This is a genomic window from Stieleria sedimenti (genome assembly GCF_025060895.1).
Classification (GTDB): domain Bacteria; phylum Planctomycetota; class Planctomycetia; order Pirellulales; family Pirellulaceae; genus Stieleria; species Stieleria sedimenti.
Genome location: NZ_JANZKV010000162.1, coordinates 1 through 16914, shown reverse-complemented (window position 1 = coordinate 16914; position 16914 = coordinate 1). Strand labels below are relative to the sequence as shown.

The window sequence follows — 16914 nt, the reverse complement described above, 5'->3', positions numbered from 1 at the left end:
ACTTCGGGGTGGGGAGATGTCGATGCATTTGGTCGATCACGGCGGTGTGACGGATCACGGGACGTTGCTGTGGATCGGCGATCGCGATTCAAACGCGTACTGCGATGCCTATGACTTTTGCGAGTCGCACGTTTCGCAGCTGGCTTATCGCGCGGATCTAAAATCAGCATTGCTGCGTCCGGCGTCGGCGGTGCGAACGATCTTGTGTTGCCGCGACAATGACTCGGCCGAATCGATCGAGCTATTCCGAACGCTCTGTCGGTTGCATGGGGATGCCAAAGCGGTGTTGTTGTTGGGGCCGCTGTGTGCCGGTGCGCGACCTTCGCCGGCCGATCTGTTTGACGTGCCGACGATTCATTGGCATCAGTGGGAATCGTTTTTGCCGGGGTATCTACGACGCTGCGGATGGGCCAACCCGCCCAGTGCCGCGCCGCAAAGTATCGCGGTCGTTGCGTCGAGCTACGCCAACGCGTCGGCGTTGCTGTCGATCGCCTCCTCCGGCCCGGCCTCGGCGATCTGGTGCCGGCCCGACCAGTTGGCGACCCTGCATCGCTTTGACGAAATCTGGTGGGATGATTCGGCGACTCAAGGTCAGCCCTGGGACCGCTTGATGGACCGCTTGGTGGATCCGCCGCGGGAGCACGTTTGGGTGAGCGGAAACATCACGCCGAAAGCAAAGTCCGCGGCGATGGAGGCCGGGGTCGACCTGGTGATCGCCAAGCCGGGTGATTTCTCATTGCTGATCGATCGGGCGTCCGGCGCGAGCGGATTGACGCAACGTCGCGCGGCGTGAGTCGCAAGTGTTTGTCGTCACAGAGGGTGTTGAGCCACCGCGAACGCTCCCCGGTCGTTCGACCCTGCCCTCGCTGCGGGACGTCGATTGTATCAGTGGCGGAGTTGATCGTAGCGGGAGTCGCCAAGACTTGGGTAACGCCGGCCCTCTCTGGCGTTTGCTTGCTGCGCAAACGCCGTCTCTCCCAGAGGGAGAGAATCGAAATCAGTTGCTAAATCCCGCAGTAAAAGAATCGACGTCCCCCGGGGAGGGTGACTGAAGCGGTGTCGACACGCATGCCTACGACTGGCCGGGCGTGGATGGTTGGGGCGTCTCGGCGGGGACGGTGAATCCCGGGGTCCCGATGATGGGCCGCCCATCGATGGGGGCCGGTCGGGTCGCGGGTCGACGCGGCTGGTGGTTGATGCGGATTTCGTTGATTTCGTCGATGTTCCGATGAAAGACTTGGATCAGGTTGGGATCCCAGAATGTGCCTGCGCCGTCGGTGAGAATCGTGACCGCGCGGTCGATCGACATGCCTTGACGATAGGGGCGATCACTGGTCATCGCATCGAAGGCGTCGCAGACGGCCAGGATCCGACCATCGATCGGGATGTTTTCCCCGGCCAATTGATCGGGATAGCCTTCACCGTTCCAGTGTTCATGATGGTAGAGCACACCGGGCAAGATGTCCTGCAGGGCATCGAGTTCTTGCAAGATGCGCCAGCCGGAGTCCGTGTGCGTTTCGATGATCGCGCGTTCTTCGTCGTTGAGCCGATTGGGTTTTTGCAGCACGCCATCGGGGATGGCGATTTTGCCGACGTCGTGCAACAGACCGGTCAAGTAAATCCGTTCGCATTCCGCGGACGTGAACCCGATCTTCGATGCCAGGCAACGGGCGAAGCTGGCGACGCGTTCGCTGTGCCCGCAGGTGTAGGGGTCGCGGGCTTCGACGGCGTTGACGAGTGCGCGGATGACATCGGTAAACAGTTCTTCTTTTTGCCGAAGCAAGCGAATGTTGTTGAGTTGAGCGGCCAACTGATTGGTTGCCGTTTCCATCAGTGACGCTTGCACGGTCGTGAATCCGAGCTGAGCCCACGGCACGTCATCGACATCATCTTTCACCCGATTGCACGCCATCACCCAGCCGTGCAGACGCCCTTCGCTGGAACACTCGACAATGACGTATTCGTCCAATCCGGCGACGCCGCAATGTTGGTCGCCGATATTGCGATTGCGGACGACCGGTTGCTGACTCAATTCCGCGGCATGGCTTTGGATCAGTTCCAACACCGATTCGTCTTGGATCAGTTGCGTTCCGGTCCAGAGAGGGCGACGTTGCTGTCGTCCGGAATCATCCACCAAGATGGCGGCGATCGAGACGGCGCCCACGCCGCTGACCAAGGGCATCAGCGAGGCGAGCACGAAACCGTCAGTGTCCTCTTCGGTCTGTGGAAGTTCCAGGCTGGAGGCGAGCGCGCGGATCAGCGACAACTCTTCAAAGTCCTGCATCACCTGGTTGGTCAACGAATCGACTTCGGCCAGTAACTGTTTGGTTTCGTTGCGTGAGATTTCAAGGTCGAGCAGTGTCAACGCGTGGCGGCCGATTCGTTCGGCATGGTCCGCGGGCGCCGACCAGACGGCGATCCCTCCGGCGGGCAGCGCGAGTGCTTGGCGAACTGTGGCGGTGCCGGTCGAGTGTTCGGTGTGCACGCGATGCGGGTCGGCGGTCGCCTGCACGATCAAGGGGTGTCCGCCGTCACGTGCTTCGACCACCGTGACCGACAAACCGATCCCCTCGGCCAGGATATGGGCGAGTGAACCGTCGAGCCCACCTTGGTCGTAGGTGCAGACTTTGACGTTGGAAGCCGCTGCCTCGGAAACCGCTGCCTCGTCTGCATCGCCTCGGGGCGTACCGTTTTGCTCGACCGCTGGACTCATGCAGTTGCTCCTGGTTGACCGGTCGACGGCACTCCCCCGGTCGACGTGGATGCAGCGGAGGCGGGTGGGCAGGCGACTCCGGACGCATGTTGATTGATGGCGTCGCTGACGGCGGAGACGACGGTTCCGGGGCTGAAGGGTTTGCCGAACACCGTATGGATCTTCAACTTGGCCACGCGGGGGTCACGCGACAATTCCAGTTGACGTCCGGTGACCAAAAAGCATGGCAGCGTCGCGTCCATTTCGCGGACGCGTTCGATCAATTCGATCCCCGACATGATCGGCATTTCATGGTCGCTGACGACCGCAGCGATTTGGCTATCACAGAACGATTTCCATGCCTCGCCGCCGTTGCCGCAGGTGATCGGTTCGAATCCGCAGGATTTAAATTTGAACGACAACACGCGAGCCAAGCCGGGATTGTCTTCGGCGATCAGCACTTTTCGTTTTTCGGTGGGCATGGCAGTTCGGCAGAACAAAAGTTAAATGGCGGGAGTCGCGAGGTGCGATGGAACGGAGTGGGTCGAAGCATCCGCGGCGTCTTCGGGGGCTTCGTCTTGAATCATTTCGCAGAACTTGTCGACCAGTTCGGGGTCGTGAATTCCCTGCTTGGCGCGATGTCGCAAGATTTCGACGGCTTCGGCTTGCGACTTGGCGCGTCGAAACGGGCGATCATTGGTCAGGGCGCTGTAGACATCGACGATGCCGACGATTTGAGCCTTGAGCGGAATCTCGTTGCCGCGCAAACCGTCCGGATAGCCGGTTCCATCGAAGTGTTCTTTGTGGTGTCGGATGATCGGCAGCACGGGGGCCAACGGTTTCAGCGGCGCGCAGATATCGCAGCCCACTCGCGGGTGCTGGTGGAACAGGGCGCGCTCGCGCGGGGTGAGTGGTCCCGTCTTTTCCAGAATCGAATCGGGGATCGCGATCTTTCCGACGTTGTGAAGGATCGCTCCGTAGCGAAGCATCTTGAGTTCCGCCGCGTCGAGGCCGATGGCTTTCCCGAACGCGACGGCGAAGTTGGCGGCTTGCTCGACATGGCCACTGCTGTATCCGTCTTTGCTGGCGACGGCACGGGCCAGAGACAGCGCCACGCTTTCGGCTCCGATCAATTCCGCATTGCCCTTGTGAAGCCGCGTGATCGATCGTAAGCGGACTTTCAATTCGCCGCGGTTGATGGGTTTGCTCAGAAACTCGTCGGCGCCGGCCTCGACCGCCTCATTGATTTCTTCATTCGATCCGGTGGTCGTCAGCATGACGATCGGAATGGTGCGGTATTGCATGTCGCTTTTCAATTCGCGACAAACTTTCAATCCGTCCATCCCTCCGCCCAAGCCGGCGTCCAGAAGGATCGCGTGTGGCTCCGGCGTGGCGGTGGCGCAGGCGTAGGCGTCGGGCCCGTTGGTGGCCTCGATGATCTCGTACGATTCTCCGACCAGCCCCATCCGCAACAGCTTGCGAATCGTTGCGTTTCCGTCGGCGACCAGGATTCGCATTTTGCGTTGGGCATCCACGGCCGCTTGCGAAAACGATTCGGCGAACCCTTCGGCGAAACCTGTATTCAATTCATTGCGTTCGATCATGATCAACCTTTCTATTCCCGTGCTGGCTCAAGTTTTGGATCGGAAACGGGTTCAGGTACAAAAACCAAATGGCCCGCAGGGTGCTCCGCATTTTTGGTACCTGACCCCTTTTCCGCGGCACCCTCTGTTTAAACATTGACGAAGCACTAGACACCTGCCAGATCAAGATTCAACACCGCGTCTTCGGGACGCAGCGTTCGTTCGCCGGCCGGTTCGTCGCACATTTCCGCTTCACGCGGCAAACGGATGGTGAACATGGTTCCGGTGTCGACGACACTTTCGACGTCGATGGTTCCGCCGTGCAGTTCGGTCAGGTGCTTGATGATCGCCAAACCGAGTCCGGTGCCGATGCCTTGGTCGGCGATCGCGGCTTGATAATAGGGCTCGAACAAATGCTCCATGTGTTCTGGAGCGATGCCGCGGCCGGTGTCTCGCACGCTGATGCGGAACATGTTCTTTTCGTCGGGGCGGATCTGTACGATCACGCTGCCGCCGCTGGAGTTGTACTTGATCGCGTTGGAGAGCAGGTTCAATAGGATTTGTCGCAGTCGCAATGGGTCAGCGATCACTTCGTTCAACTCCACGTCGACTTGAGCGGTGATCGAAATCTCTTCGTCTTTCGCCCGGACGCTGACCATCGACACACACTGGGAGACCAATTCGGCCAACGCCACCGGTTGTGGTGCCAAGCGGATCATGCCTGCTTCGGCTTTGGCATAATCCAAGATGTCGTTGACCAGCGCCAACAGATGCTGAGCGGAATCATCGATGTCTTGCACAAACTCACGTTGCGATTCGTTCAGCTCGCCGGTGCTTCCGTCGAGCAAGGTTTCGCTGATGGCCGTGATGGTGGACAGCGGCGTGCGGACTTCATGGGAGGTTTGTCGGAGGGCCTGGGCACGCATCGCGACGAGTTGTTCCTGGATTTGGTTTTCCAGCGCCCGCTGTTTTTCTTCACGTTGCAGCCGATAGCTGGCCATCAACACGCGGACGGTGAGAAACAGCACCGCACCCAGGGCGGCCATGTCCCGGACCGCGTCGAAGATCGGACTCCAGGTCGTCGGTTCAGCCGCGTAGTAGAGCTGGGCGAACATCGTCGCGGTGACGACGGCGACAATCGCGCTGGCAAGTCCCAAGGCGCGACGACGGACCAGCGCATAGGCGGATCCGACGGCCGCCAGATAATACAGAATCAGGACGAAACGATCCTCGAACGCCATCTGGTGCATGAAGACAAGAAAGAGGACCGCCGATCCGAAAATCAGGCTGTCCGGGCCGAACGTTCGAGAGAGTTTCTGTTTCAACGCGTGCATAGTGTTGTGCTCCGACGGTTGGAATCGCCCAGACCGGGCGGTTTTCGTCATCGAACACTACGTTGCACTTTTCATCCTATCCCCGGATTCGTCCTTTCACTTGGGATCAGCCCCCCCGGACACCATGAATGTTGCGGCCGTGCCGGTTGTGCATTTCTACCGGTTTTTGCAGTTGGCGGGCTATTTGCCAGTCAAATGTTGTCGATCGGATCACTGGGCCCGCGGGACATCCCTCGCGGTCGGCAATTCGGCACGATCGGCCGGTTTTGACGGCGGCGGTGCGTCCGACGGATTCGACACCGGCAGCAAAAAGAGCCGCACCGGGGTGTCGCGATCGGGAATCTTGGATTCGAACGGCACAAACCTCAGCGAGTCGGCGTCGGCACTGCTGGGGATCGCTACGTCCAACATCGCGCTGGAAAAATTCGAGACACAGATCATGTCGCCGGAGTCGGCCATGTAGTGTTCTTGTTTGGTTTCTTCGTCCTGCCAGAACCCGCTGCCGGCAAAAACCCATTCGGCCGTCATCGCCTTTTCCGTCTGTAAATCCTGGACCCACTCTCGGGCATCGACGACGTGGAATTCGTCCTGGGCATCGTACCAGCAGACCCAGACCCGGATCACCTGGCCGGTCGGCGGCGCAAATTCCGGCCGAAATCGCACCGGGGTTCCCGGCGTCGCATCGACCGCCAGCAGGGCGGCGTGCACTTCACGCGATCGGGCCAGCGCTGCGACGATCGATTCATGTTCTTTCGTCCCGACCGGGCAGGCGAACATTTCCAGTGCCCCGCGTTTGAGCGCGACATAGCCATCGATGATCACACGCTGACGTTTGGGATCAATCCACAGTCGACCGGTGGCGCTCAGCTGTTTCGCATCCGGCGGCGGCTGAAATGCTTTCCGCGCGATTTCTTCGGCGGTCGGCCCGTCGGGTTCCCATTGGGGAAGCTCTTCCTCGGGCGTGGCGGCTTCCGGGGCGGCGTCGGCAGTCGCCGTTTCGGCGTTCGCGTTGTCCTCGTTCGGGGACATGTCCGGCGGTGACGGCAGCGGACGACCGGGACCGGACTCCATTTCGTCCGGCGCCGCGACGAGGTCGGAGGGCTCGGGGGATTTCGGTTTCGGTTGCGGTTCAACCGGGGGGGCGGCCGGATCGGATGGATGCGTCTCAGGTTCGCCGGCGATTGCCGAATTCAGCGGATCGGAAAGTTCGGAGGGGCGTTCCGTTGCCGTGTCGGTCGCGTCTTGGGGGGCCGATGGGCCGCAACCGACCAACGGAATCCAAAGCCCGAGAAGCAAACAGCCTAAACCGAGTGGGATTCGTTTATTCATAAAGGCCGCAGATGAGATTGGATTTGGATGCGATGGGACGCGTGGACAGTGGGTGCAAGAGTCAAGCATGGCGAGTAAGGTAGCGTCCGATCGACCGGTGCCCTTTTTGTCGCGCTGCCGTCTGTCTTCCATCTTCGCCTTTCGACCTGTCCGAATCCAGCCTCCCATGCCCCGAAAGCGTCGACAACCCAAAATGCCTGACCCGAGCGAATCCTCACCGCAATCGGTTGCCGCTGCCGCTACATCGACAGCCGGAAATGACGCGGTGGTGCTTGAGGAATCCCCTCTGACGTCCGCCCAGTGGACGACCTTACGTCAACGGATCCTCGCCGCCCAACAGAAGCAACCGATCGGCGTGGTCTTTGGCGACGCGGTGTGGCGGGGAACGATTTATCGTTGGGGGGCGGCGACCGCGTTGCAAACGCCCTGCGACATCCAAACACAATGGTTGACCCGGACGGCGGCCGGTGCGAGCACCGGCGGCAAGCGATTTCGCACGATCGAGCCGGACGTGATGGTGCGACGTTTTCAAGAGTCACTGATCCGCAGCCCGGACGTGTTGAGCGACGTCTGGAATGTCCTGATTTGGTCGGCGGCGATGCCGGGATTGTTGCAGCACCTTGAGGAACCCGACTGGTGGAGCCTGTTGGGGACGATTCAAGAGTTTCGTGACGGCCTGCTTCCATGTGATCCCACTCACCCGGCCGTTTTGGTCGGCGTTGCCGAAATCGGGCTGACACTTTCGCAGCGTCTCGCCGCGCTGCCCTCGTGCCGTCGGTTGGCCGGCAGCAGCATCGAGGCGCTCAAGAAGTGGTGTGAGCAAGATGATCTTTCCGTTTCGGCCGTGCTCGCCCGGCCACACCAGTGCCGGCTCGTGTTGGCTTCCTTATTGCGTTCACGTCGTCTGCTGCAGTTCGTCGAACCACCCAAGCCGGCGAAAAAGACGAAGCGAAAAAACGGCAAGTCAAAGTCCAAAACGTCGGTCGTCTCCACGGCCTTTGAGAAAGCGATTGACGAGATCGCGATCGAGTTGACGACGTGGGTTGCAGCGTTGACCGGTCGCGGTGGCGTCCAGGCGTTCTCAAGTTTGAGCGAGCGAGACGTGCAGGATGACTTGGGAAAACACGGGCTTTTGACCTCCGCCGCTGAACTGGATCCGGAAACGTTGCAGCCCGCGATCAAGGCCGCTTTGGGGACAGGGCAGACGAAGGGACGACTGGCGTGGCAGGTCAGTTTGCCGGAAGCCATGTTGCACGACGAAGAGGCCAAAGTGGCCTGTCTGCTTCCCGAATGGGACGTGCGGCGCGGGCGAACGGTGGTCGAGTACGCCGATCGCCAGTCGCGACTGGAATGGACCGCAGGAAAATCGACGGTGATCAGTGGTCGCTGTGAAACCACTATCGCGATCGACGGTCAGCCCCTTGAACCCCTGGGCGACTGGGTGTCGACCTGCGAGTACACCGACGACGACGTCCACTATCTGGAAATGGAGCAACTGCACGAGGCGGGTTATGTTTTGCAGCGTCAGTTCATGGTCCTGCGCGACGATCGCTGTTGTTTCTTTGCCGACGCGATCGTTCGGGGACAGTTCCATGAAGAACTGCATCGGGCCGCCGACGCGCGGCACGACCGTAACCAGGGTGTTGACAGTGAGGCGATATCGACCTCCCTGCCGTTGATCGACTATCAGATCCGTTTCCCGCTTGCCGATGGGATCGGTGTGGAGCCTGAAGCGGAGACGACGGAGTTGTTTCTTGGCGACCATCGTCGACGCGCGTTGGTGTTGCCGTTGTCGGCAGCGGAATGGAAAAATTCGCCTTCGCCGACGCGGCTGCGGGCGACCGAAGATCGACACCTGTTGCTCGCCTCACAGGGCCACGGTCAGTTGTTCGTGCCCCTCTGGGTGGACGTTTCGCGGGACCGGTTTTCGATGAAACGAACATGGCGACAGCTGACGGTTGCCGAGCAATTGAAACTGATCCCGCAGCGTACCGCCGCGGCGTATCGGATTCAGATGGGAAAGTCCCACTGGATCCTTTACCGTTCGATGGCTCCGTCGGGGCCACGAACGTTCTTGGGCAAACAAATGATCGCCGACTTTTATTGTGCCCGATTCGATGTCAAGGAAGAGTCATACGAGGACTTGATCACGGTGGAAGACAATCCCAGCTGACGCAATGAACGCGATGTCGCAGCCCCATGAGACCGCCCAACGGATCCGTCGTAATTGGATGTCCGTCAACGACGAGGTTCGCCAAGCCGCCGCCGCGGCGGGCCGAGATCCCGGTTCGGTCCGCGTGATCGGAGTCTCGAAGTATGTCGACGCGGCGACGACGGAAATGCTCTTTGACGCCGGCTGCAGCGACTTGGGCGAGAGCCGTCCGCAAGTGTTGTGGCAGAAAGCCGAAGCGATCGCCCCGGCCGTCTCCGCCGACCCCCATCGCAGCTTGCGCTGGCACATGATCGGTCATGTCCAAACCAACAAGCTCCGGCGGATGCTCCGCTTTGATCCTCTGATCCATTCGGTCGACAGCGAGCGGTTGTTGCGCGCGATCGACCAGGAAGCGAGTCGCCAGCAACGCGTCGCCGAGGTCTTGTTGGAGGTCAACATCAGCGGCGATGAGAGTAAGACCGGTCTTTCGCCCGAGGCGGTCGGCCGGTTGTTGGAAATTCCCGGACTCGTCGCGGTGCGGGTCGTGGGATTGATGGCGATGGCGGGATGGGGAACGGAATCGGCCGTGGCGGCGAACCAATTTCGCAGCGTCGCGGATTTGCGTGACCGGCTGGTCGAATCCGGCCGTTACGCGTTGCCCGAACTGTCGATGGGCATGAGCGGTGACTTTCGCGAAGCCATCGCCGTGGGCGCGACGATGGTGCGGATCGGGTCGGCGCTATTCGAAGGCGTGATCTAAACGTGGCGTAAGCTTCCAGCTTGCGATTGCCGAGCTCGCGAGGCATGCCCGGTCACCGTTTCTGATTGAGGGTGAGACCGGACGGCTGGCGGTCTGTTGATTCAATCGGGTTCAGCTGAGTCAATGGTGAGCCGCTGGCCGTCAGGCCTCGGGCAACGCCAGGATGCCCGACCGCTCACGCGTCACGGCTCACCCAATCGACAGGACGGCGCACGCCGTTCCGCGAACGCCTCCGATTGGCAAGCAGGATGCTTACCCCACGGTTACGCTTTCTTGGCGAAGGCGCGTTTCAGTTCATCTAAACCGGTCAGACCGCGGGCGATGGTCAGCACCGCTTCGGTTTGCACGCCGTGGAAACCTTCGGATTTGGCGATTCCGGCCAGCCGTGCGACGTCCTGGGTTTTGGTCAAGGCGTCGCGCAACTGCGGGCCGGGCGTGAGCAGTTCAAAGATGGCGATGCGTCCCAGGTAGCCACGGCCTTGGCATTTGTGGCACGGCGTGATCGGTGCGGGGCGACCGTTCTCATCGACCTGTTGTTCGATCGGCGGCGGAATGAAGGGTTGGTACAACAGCGTGACCCGTCCCGGGGGAATGCCGAGTTGTTGCAACAGTTGGGGCGGCGGCTGGAATCCGACTTTGCAGTTATCGCAAAGTCGGCGGACGAGACGTTGGCCGAGCACGCAGGAAACCTTTTGCGCGATCTTGGCGCGTTGCTCGGGGTATTGGGCGATCAAACGCACCAGCCCCTCGACCGCCCCGCCGGCGACCATCCGTGTGATGATTTTCTTTTCCGCTTTGCTGACTTGGTCGAGCGCCAGTTGAAAGGATTCGGCATCGACGGTTCCGGGGAACAGAAAGACGTCGGGTTCTTTGAGGATCGCCTTGCGGACCGCTTCATAGGGCGTCAGGCCCGTGCTGCCGCCGTAATAATTGGCGCTGATGTTGATGATTTCAGGTTCCGGTCGGGCCTGGTCTTCGAAGGACTGGAAATCTCGCAAGAAGCGGTCGGCGGCGTTGATGCCCACGTTCCAGGTCGTCGTCAGGCCTTCGGTTTTCGGAGCGGTCAGCAGCACGATGTCGGCTTCATCGTTGAGGTGCTGCTTCAAGGTGGCGACCATTTTGTCCCGCATGCCGAGATCGCTGAGCGTCTCGAATGGGATCTGCAGCGAATCCAAGCGAACCAGGACGCGTTCGCCCGTGGGCACGCCTTGGGATTGCAGCACCAGGTCAAACTTTTCTTTCTTGAGTTTGACCGCGACCGAACCCGACTGGGCACTCCGCCGATCGGCGGGGTTGAGCAGGCACAGTTGCTTGAGCGCGAACAACATGCCGTCACCCGTTTCGCGGTCCAGTGCCGGCAACTGTTCCCAAAGTCCGTCGATCATGTACCGCATCTGGCAGCCGGCGGCGGTGAAGTCGAGCAAGACCTGGGTGGCACGCGACTGAATCGCGTGAGAGATCTGCCCGGCAGCGACTTCATAGCCGGCACCTTGGCGGGTGCTGATCAGCAGTGCTTGGACTTTCGTGTTGTCGCTAAGCTTGGGCGAGAATTCGACGGGGGCAACGGATTGCCAGAGTTGGGGTGGGGGTTGTTCGGCCATCAATTACGGGCAAGAGCAGATGAGTTGAGTTGGCAAAGGAAGTGGTCGCCGCAAGAGCTTACAAGATACCGGGGGCTTTCACATCGATGCCCTTGAGAGCCATTTTCAGCGCGTCTTTGTTCGGCGCGACGGCGAAGGCGGTGGGACGATCGATCAATTCGTCGTCGATCAGGCCTTTCAGGCTCATGGTGAAGTCCTGCATTCCGTCATCGGCACCGATGCGAATTGCGTCGGGCAGTTTCTCGTCCTTGCCCTCCAGGACGAGTTTGCGGATCGTCGGGTTGAACGTCATCACTTCGCAGGTCGGGACTCGTGAGACGCCGGGTTTGATGCTTTTGAGCAGTTTTTGGGCGACGATGCCTTTCATGTTGAACGCGATCGCGCTGCGAATCGCGTTGTGCATTTCTTCGGGAAACAGGTCCAAAATCCGGCCGATCGTCGTCGACGCACTCGCCGCGTGGATGGTTCCGAACACCAAGTGACCGGTCTCGGCGGCGTGAATCGCCGTCATGAAAGTCTCTTCGTCACGAAGTTCCCCGACCAAGATGATGTCGGGGTCTTCACGCACCGCATGCTTCATCCCGATGCTGAAATCCTTGACGTCCTGCCCCATTTCCCGCTGGTTGATCAGGCACTTGTCTTCGGTGAAGATAAATTCGATCGGGTCTTCGAGGGTCAAAATGTGTTTGCGGTAGATCGAATTGATGTAGTTGAGCATCGATCCGATCGTCGTACTTTTGCCGCTACCGGTCACCCCGGCCAACAGCACCATGCCCTGTTCGTAGTGGCACAGGCCTTCGATCGAATCGGGCAGGTAAAGCCCGCGAAAGTCGGGGATGAAGTTATTGATCCGCCGGGCGACCAAGCCAATATTCCCCAGCGACTTGAGCATGTTGACACGAAAACGCCAACGCACGCCGTCGACCATCATCAGGTAGGCAAAGTCGGCACCGCCTTCCTCTTCGAAAATCAGCAGGTTGCGCTCGTCCATCATCGGCAGCAACAGGTCGACCATTTCTTCGGAGTCGATCGGGCCGCGGTTGAGCGGCTTGAGCGTCCCGCCGACGCGGACCATCGGCGGCTGGCCGACCTTGAGGTGCAAGTCGCTGCCTTCCAGCTTGACGAGGGCTCGGAACAGTTTATCGACCTCCAACTCTTCCCGCTGATGGAGCAGCGATTGGCGGAGTCGATTGGCGACAGCTTCTGCGGTGGTGGAACCAGTGGGGTGGGGAGCCGAAGCCGTCTTGCCGTTTTTATGAGCCATTTCGAGTCTTGCAGAAAAAGGAGGAGCCGGGCCAAACACACGGGTCGGAAATGCACACGGGTCAGAAATCGCCTTGTGGGAGTTTCAGCCATCTTATTCTAGGCCAAGGATGGTAACGCTCAATGGACTCGGCGTGGTCTCCAGCCGCTTTGAATTGAAACTCTCTCGGTGACCAGGGTGCCCAAATTGGGTCCGGTGACCACCATTTTGACCGTGAACCGCGATTTCGGGGTGGTTGCAGGGTTTTCAGGGTTGTTGCAGGTTTTAGCAGTGGGTGCGCAAAATACCGCTGGAAGCATCGAATCGCATTCCTTCCAATTTCATCTTTTCGTATTTCTCACCTTCCCGTTTCCCTCTGGAGAGCTTCATGTCGCGTCCTGTCACCCTGTTTACCGGTCAATGGGCAGACCTTCCGTTCACCGACATGGTCCAAAAAACGAGCGGATTCGGCTATGACGGCATCGAGCTGGCATGCTGGGGCGATCATTTTGAAGTCGACAAGGCGATCGCCGAGGACGATTACTGCGACAAGAAACGCCAGGCTCTCGACGACGCCGGACTGCAGTGCCACGCGATCAGCGCCCACTTGGTCGGCCAAGCCGTGTTGGATCAGATCGACCAACGCCACCAAGCGATCTTGCCGGATTACGTCTGGGGCGACGGCGATCCCGATGCGGTCAACACCCGGGCGATCGAAGAACTGAAAAACACCGCACGGGCGGCCCAGAAATTCGGCGTCGAAGTCGTCAACGGCTTCACCGGCAGCAGCATCTGGCATCTGCTGTACTCCTTTCCGCCGGTTCCGCCGAGCATGATCGATGCCGGGTTCGATTTGCTGGCCGAGCGATTCAATCCGATCCTGGACGTGTTCGGCGAATGCGGCGTGCGGTTCGCGCTGGAAGTCCACCCGACCGAAATCGCCTTCGATATCTACACCGCCGAGCGAGCGCTGGAAGCACTCGACCACCGGCCCGAATTCGGATTCAACTTCGACCCCAGCCACCTGATTTGGCAGGGCGTCGATCCGGTCAAGTTTCTGCGTCGTTTCCCCGATCGGATCTACCACGTGCACATCAAGGATGCGATCGTGACCTTGGACGGAACGAGCGGGATCAACTGCAGCCATCTGAATTTCGGTGACCCGCGACGCGGGTGGGATTTCCGCAGCCCCGGGCGCGGCGGAGTGAACTTTGAAGAAATCATTCGCGCGCTCAACGACATCGGGTACAACGGACCGCTGTCGATCGAGTGGGAAGACAGTGGGATGGAGCGCGAGTTCGGTGCCGCCGAAGCGTGCCAGTTCACCAAGAAGCTGGATTTCTCGCCCAGCACCCGCGCCTTTGATGCGGCCTTTGACGACGACAATGACTGAGTCCAACCGATGATCTCTATCACCGTCAACGGCCGACGCGTCGAAATCGATTCGGAAATGAGTGTCGAGCAACTGCTCGACACCGTCGAGGTGCCGCCGAACTATTTGGCCGTCGAGATCAACGCGGATGTGGTCCCACGTGAAACGTATGCCGACACGATCGTTCGTGACGGCGACGACGTCGAAGTCGTAACCTTGGTCGGAGGCGGGTAATCCATTGTCCATCGCATCCACTCCCAATGCTTCTGCCGAGGCCGATGACGCACCGCTCGTCGTGGGCTCCCACACGCTCGCCAGTCGGTTGATCGTCGGCACCGGGCGTTACGACACGATGGAGCAGATGCGTGACTCACTCGATGCGTCCGGAGCCGATTGCGTCACCGTGGCCGTCCGCCGCGAACGGCTTTACGACCGCGGCGGCAAGAATATCTTGGATTTCATCGATCTGGATCGTTACACCTTGTTGCCCAATACCGCCGGTTGCTACACCGCCGCGGATGCCATTCGCGCCGCCAAACTCGGCCGCGAAATCCTCAAAACGCTCGGTAACTCCGGCGCGGATTGGGTGAAACTCGAAGTCCTCGGCGACAGCAAGACCTTGTTGCCCGACCCCGCCGAGACGGTGGCGGCGTGTCGCGAACTGGCCGCCGACGGATTCCAAGTCCTCTGCTACACCAGCGATTGTCCCGTCACGGCGCGACGACTCAAAGAGGCGGGCGCGGCCAGCGTGATGCCCGCCGGCAGCCCGATCGGCAGCGGACAGGGATTGCTCAATCCCAATAACCTGCGGATCATCCTAGAGTATCTCAAAGAGGACGATCCCGATTACCCGGTGATCATCGACGCCGGAGTCGGCACTGCGAGCGACGTCAGCCAAGCGTTCGAACTCGGCGGGGATGCGGTGCTGCTCAATACCGCGATCGCCCACGCCCGCGATCCGGTTCTGATGGCCAAGGCGATGAAGCATGCCGCGATCGCAGGTCGTCACGCCTTTCGGGCCGGCCGCATCCCCAAGCGGCTTTATGGGACCGCATCAAGTCCCGCCGAAGGTGTCATCAGCACGCGGCCCTATGGCAGCAACGCCTAAGCACAAAACAATAAAGAGTGCCGTAAGCGTGCAGCTTGCGTTTCACAAGTGAAACCGAGAACGCAAGCTGGAAGCTTACGCCACTTTCTTGCCGACTAATCTTCTTCTTCGTCGTCCTCGGAGTCCAAGGCCGTCAGGTCAACGACCTCGCCGATCGCCAACGCCAGCCGCCCCAGGATGGCGAAGTACATGAACACCACGCCGATCGACAGGGTCACCCCGATCGCGATGCTGGCCGGCGAAAGGGAGCACATCACGAAGTAGCCGAACAGGGCGGCAAACAGCAGTCCGGTTGAAAAGTAGAAGGCACCCCACTCTTCCTGGCACCGCGTGATGCTCTTGCTGACGTCGGCGGAAAAGGGCGACGTGATCGATTGTTCGTCCAACATCGAAAGCAAGATGATCGGAAACGCGGCGTAGATCGAGAACATCACCAGGCCCAGCTTGACCACCGGGACGGCGACAAACAGTGTGGCGATGACGTAGGCCGGTCCCACGGCGATCGCAGTCGCCGCAACGACCAGCCACAGCGATTCAAACCAGGCGGTCGGGTCGAGTGTGGGCCAGTCTTCGATGCGGTCATGTTCGTTGGCCACGCCGAAAAGGATCGCGAATCCACAGGACACCGCCAGGGTGATCCCGAGTAATCCCAGTGGAAACATGCCCAGTGCAAAGACGGGCAGCGCGACCGTCAGGGCCGCGGGAATCGCCAACAGGATCGAGAGTCCAAAAAAATGGCTGATGACCCCGGGGTCGACGAAGATCCCGAAGACGGTTTTGAACCATCCGATGGTGCTGGGGGCGTCGAACGCCGGTTCGGACTGCTTGTCGTCAGGCTCCCGGGCGGCCTCGCGCAGCAGTTCGTCGGCGCTTTTCTTGAAGGGATCTTCCGGCCGGCCGGTCGCGCCGGTTTCGACGAATTGAAACGTCTCGGCGTTGTCGTCACGCTGCGGCTGGATCTTTTTTCTCGGCGGCTTGGGGACGCGGACTTCGCTGTAGCAGTCACCGCACTTGATCGTCTTTCCGGTCTGCTTGACTTTGGCCGACAGCATGCTGCCACAGATCGGGCAGGTCACCCGGAACTCTTCGTTCGGGTCGATCGTCGCGGCGGCTTCGGGTGGCGGCGTCGGCTTGGCCGCCGCCGGGCCGGCCGTCGGGCCCGTTGCTGGGCCGCCCGTTGCTGGGCCGCCCGCGAAGCTCGGCAGTTCGTCCAGTGATGGCAGTCCTGCGAACAGATCTGTCGGGTCCGATTCGCTGTCCAAACCATCCTCGTCGGGGAGGTCGACGAACGGGTTTTCGCCGAACAGGTCGTCGTCGTCGACATCCGGTGGCGCTGCCGCCGGTGATCCGGAGTCGGATGCGGTGGGCGGAGCGGTGAGCTCCTCTGGATCAGCCAGCGACAGCCAATCCTCATCTTCATCGCTCGATCCGGCACCACCGAGCGATGAGGGGGCGAGGAATTCCTTCAGGCAACTGGGGCACTGCACGCGTCTGCCGGCTTGGTCCGCACCGACCGTGACGGCGGAATGGCACTTCGGGCAATGGACGATTTCAGACATGGACGGCTCGCCAGCAACCCGATCGGGATTGCACGGAGGGGGGGGGCAAAGACAACGCGGCGGAACGTCTCAATTTTATCGTAGTACCCCAGCCGACTTCCAGTGGTTCACCTCGCGAGCGGAAAAGCGGGCAGGTACGAATGGCACGGGTATCAGGGTTGGTGCAGGCTTCAGCCCAATA

Annotated in this window: 14 protein-coding genes; 6 read left to right on the top strand and 8 right to left on the bottom strand. The window is 60.4% G+C overall.

Annotated elements, in window-relative coordinates; translation table 11 throughout:
- The first annotated feature begins 16 nt into the window (after positions 1–16).
- Entirely contained in the window at positions 17–793 is a 777-nt protein-coding gene (locus NZK35_RS20460; RefSeq protein ID WP_259634383.1) for a hypothetical protein, read from the top strand.
- Positions 794–1072: 279 nt separating this feature from the next.
- Here NZK35_RS20460 and NZK35_RS20455 read toward each other — a convergent pair whose 3' ends face one another.
- The 5 genes from NZK35_RS20455 to NZK35_RS20435 all read right to left on the bottom strand — a co-directional run bounded on the left by NZK35_RS20455 (position 1073) and on the right by NZK35_RS20435 (position 6938).
- Positions 1073–2713: an HD-GYP domain-containing protein gene (locus NZK35_RS20455; protein WP_259634382.1), complete on the bottom strand. Its 1641-nt coding sequence runs from the start codon at positions 2711–2713 to the stop codon at positions 1073–1075.
- Positions 2710–3174 (bottom strand): response regulator, encoded by a 465-nt coding sequence (locus tag NZK35_RS20450; RefSeq protein WP_259634381.1) that lies wholly within the window; start codon positions 3172–3174, stop codon positions 2710–2712. Before NZK35_RS20450 ends, NZK35_RS20455 begins: the two co-directional genes overlap by 4 nt.
- A 21-nt stretch (positions 3175–3195) precedes the next feature.
- Positions 3196–4296, bottom strand: coding sequence for an HD domain-containing phosphohydrolase (locus tag NZK35_RS20445; RefSeq protein ID WP_259634380.1), 1101 nt, complete (start codon positions 4294–4296; stop codon positions 3196–3198).
- 146 nt (positions 4297–4442) lie between these two features.
- Complete coding sequence (locus NZK35_RS20440) at positions 4443–5609, bottom strand: sensor histidine kinase (RefSeq protein WP_259634379.1); 1167 nt, start codon at positions 5607–5609, stop codon at positions 4443–4445.
- A gap of 210 nt (positions 5610–5819) precedes the next feature.
- Complete coding sequence (locus tag NZK35_RS20435; protein WP_259634378.1) at positions 5820–6938, bottom strand: YdjY domain-containing protein; 1119 nt, start codon at positions 6936–6938, stop codon at positions 5820–5822.
- A 193-nt stretch (positions 6939–7131) separates the two neighbouring features.
- Here NZK35_RS20435 and NZK35_RS20430 point away from each other — a divergent pair, with 193 nt between their 5' ends.
- The gene (locus NZK35_RS20430) at positions 7132–9111 is read left to right on the top strand and encodes a hypothetical protein (protein WP_259634377.1); all 1980 of its coding nucleotides are present in this window, start codon (positions 7132–7134) and stop codon (positions 9109–9111) included.
- A 13-nt stretch (positions 9112–9124) separates the two neighbouring features.
- A complete protein-coding gene (locus NZK35_RS20425; protein WP_259634376.1) occupies positions 9125–9850 on the top strand; it encodes a YggS family pyridoxal phosphate-dependent enzyme in 726 nt (241 codons plus the stop codon).
- A gap of 263 nt (positions 9851–10113) precedes the next feature.
- Here the strand turns inward: NZK35_RS20425 and NZK35_RS20420 are convergent, their stop codons facing one another.
- Both NZK35_RS20420 and NZK35_RS20415 read right to left on the bottom strand, forming a co-directional pair.
- Positions 10114–11451, bottom strand: a complete 1338-nt coding sequence (locus NZK35_RS20420; RefSeq protein ID WP_259634375.1) for an ATPase, T2SS/T4P/T4SS family — start codon at positions 11449–11451, stop codon at positions 10114–10116.
- 58 nt (positions 11452–11509) lie between these two features.
- Entirely contained in the window at positions 11510–12715 is a 1206-nt protein-coding gene (locus NZK35_RS20415) for a type IV pilus twitching motility protein PilT (RefSeq protein ID WP_259634374.1), read from the bottom strand.
- 367 nt (positions 12716–13082) lie between these two features.
- Between NZK35_RS20415 and NZK35_RS20410 the strand changes: the two genes are divergently transcribed.
- From NZK35_RS20410 to NZK35_RS20400, 3 genes are read left to right on the top strand one after another with little or no spacing between them, the layout of a single operon-like run.
- Positions 13083–14087 carry a sugar phosphate isomerase/epimerase family protein gene (locus tag NZK35_RS20410; protein WP_259634373.1) on the top strand — a complete coding sequence of 335 codons (1005 nt, stop codon included), beginning with the start codon at positions 13083–13085 and terminating at the stop codon, positions 14085–14087.
- Between the two features lie 9 nt (positions 14088–14096).
- On the top strand, positions 14097–14300 hold the full coding sequence (gene thiS / locus NZK35_RS20405) for a sulfur carrier protein ThiS (RefSeq protein ID WP_259634372.1): 204 nt from the start codon (positions 14097–14099) through the stop codon (positions 14298–14300).
- 4 nt (positions 14301–14304) lie between these two features.
- The gene (locus NZK35_RS20400; protein ID WP_261364800.1) at positions 14305–15174 is read left to right on the top strand and encodes a thiazole synthase; all 870 of its coding nucleotides are present in this window, start codon (positions 14305–14307) and stop codon (positions 15172–15174) included.
- Positions 15175–15269: 95 nt separating this feature from the next.
- On the opposite strand, the gene NZK35_RS20395 is transcribed toward NZK35_RS20400, so the two are convergent.
- The gene (locus tag NZK35_RS20395; RefSeq protein WP_259634371.1) at positions 15270–16733 is read right to left on the bottom strand and encodes a hypothetical protein; all 1464 of its coding nucleotides are present in this window, start codon (positions 16731–16733) and stop codon (positions 15270–15272) included.
- Positions 16734–16914 lie beyond the last annotated feature (181 nt).

What these genes read in the sequence shown, in the direction of transcription:
- NZK35_RS20460 (WP_259634383.1), top strand. Translation starts at nt 17, where the DNA reads ATGTCGATGCATTTGGTCGATCACGGCGGTGTGACGGATCACGGGACG.
- NZK35_RS20455 (WP_259634382.1), bottom strand. Translation starts at nt 2,713, where the DNA reads ATGAGTCCAGCGGTCGAGCAAAACGGTACGCCCCGAGGCGATGCAGAC.
- NZK35_RS20450 (WP_259634381.1), bottom strand. Translation starts at nt 3,174, where the DNA reads ATGCCCACCGAAAAACGAAAAGTGCTGATCGCCGAAGACAATCCCGGC.
- NZK35_RS20445 (WP_259634380.1), bottom strand. Translation starts at nt 4,296, where the DNA reads ATGATCGAACGCAATGAATTGAATACAGGTTTCGCCGAAGGGTTCGCC.
- NZK35_RS20440 (WP_259634379.1), bottom strand. Translation starts at nt 5,609, where the DNA reads ATGCACGCGTTGAAACAGAAACTCTCTCGAACGTTCGGCCCGGACAGC.
- NZK35_RS20435 (WP_259634378.1), bottom strand. Translation starts at nt 6,938, where the DNA reads ATGAATAAACGAATCCCACTCGGTTTAGGCTGTTTGCTTCTCGGGCTT.
- NZK35_RS20430 (WP_259634377.1), top strand. Translation starts at nt 7,132, where the DNA reads ATGCCTGACCCGAGCGAATCCTCACCGCAATCGGTTGCCGCTGCCGCT.
- NZK35_RS20425 (WP_259634376.1), top strand. Translation starts at nt 9,125, where the DNA reads ATGTCGCAGCCCCATGAGACCGCCCAACGGATCCGTCGTAATTGGATG.
- NZK35_RS20420 (WP_259634375.1), bottom strand. Translation starts at nt 11,451, where the DNA reads ATGGCCGAACAACCCCCACCCCAACTCTGGCAATCCGTTGCCCCCGTC.
- NZK35_RS20415 (WP_259634374.1), bottom strand. Translation starts at nt 12,715, where the DNA reads ATGGCTCATAAAAACGGCAAGACGGCTTCGGCTCCCCACCCCACTGGT.
- NZK35_RS20410 (WP_259634373.1), top strand. Translation starts at nt 13,083, where the DNA reads ATGTCGCGTCCTGTCACCCTGTTTACCGGTCAATGGGCAGACCTTCCG.
- thiS (WP_259634372.1), top strand. Translation starts at nt 14,097, where the DNA reads ATGATCTCTATCACCGTCAACGGCCGACGCGTCGAAATCGATTCGGAA.
- NZK35_RS20395 (WP_259634371.1), bottom strand. Translation starts at nt 16,733, where the DNA reads ATGTCTGAAATCGTCCATTGCCCGAAGTGCCATTCCGCCGTCACGGTC.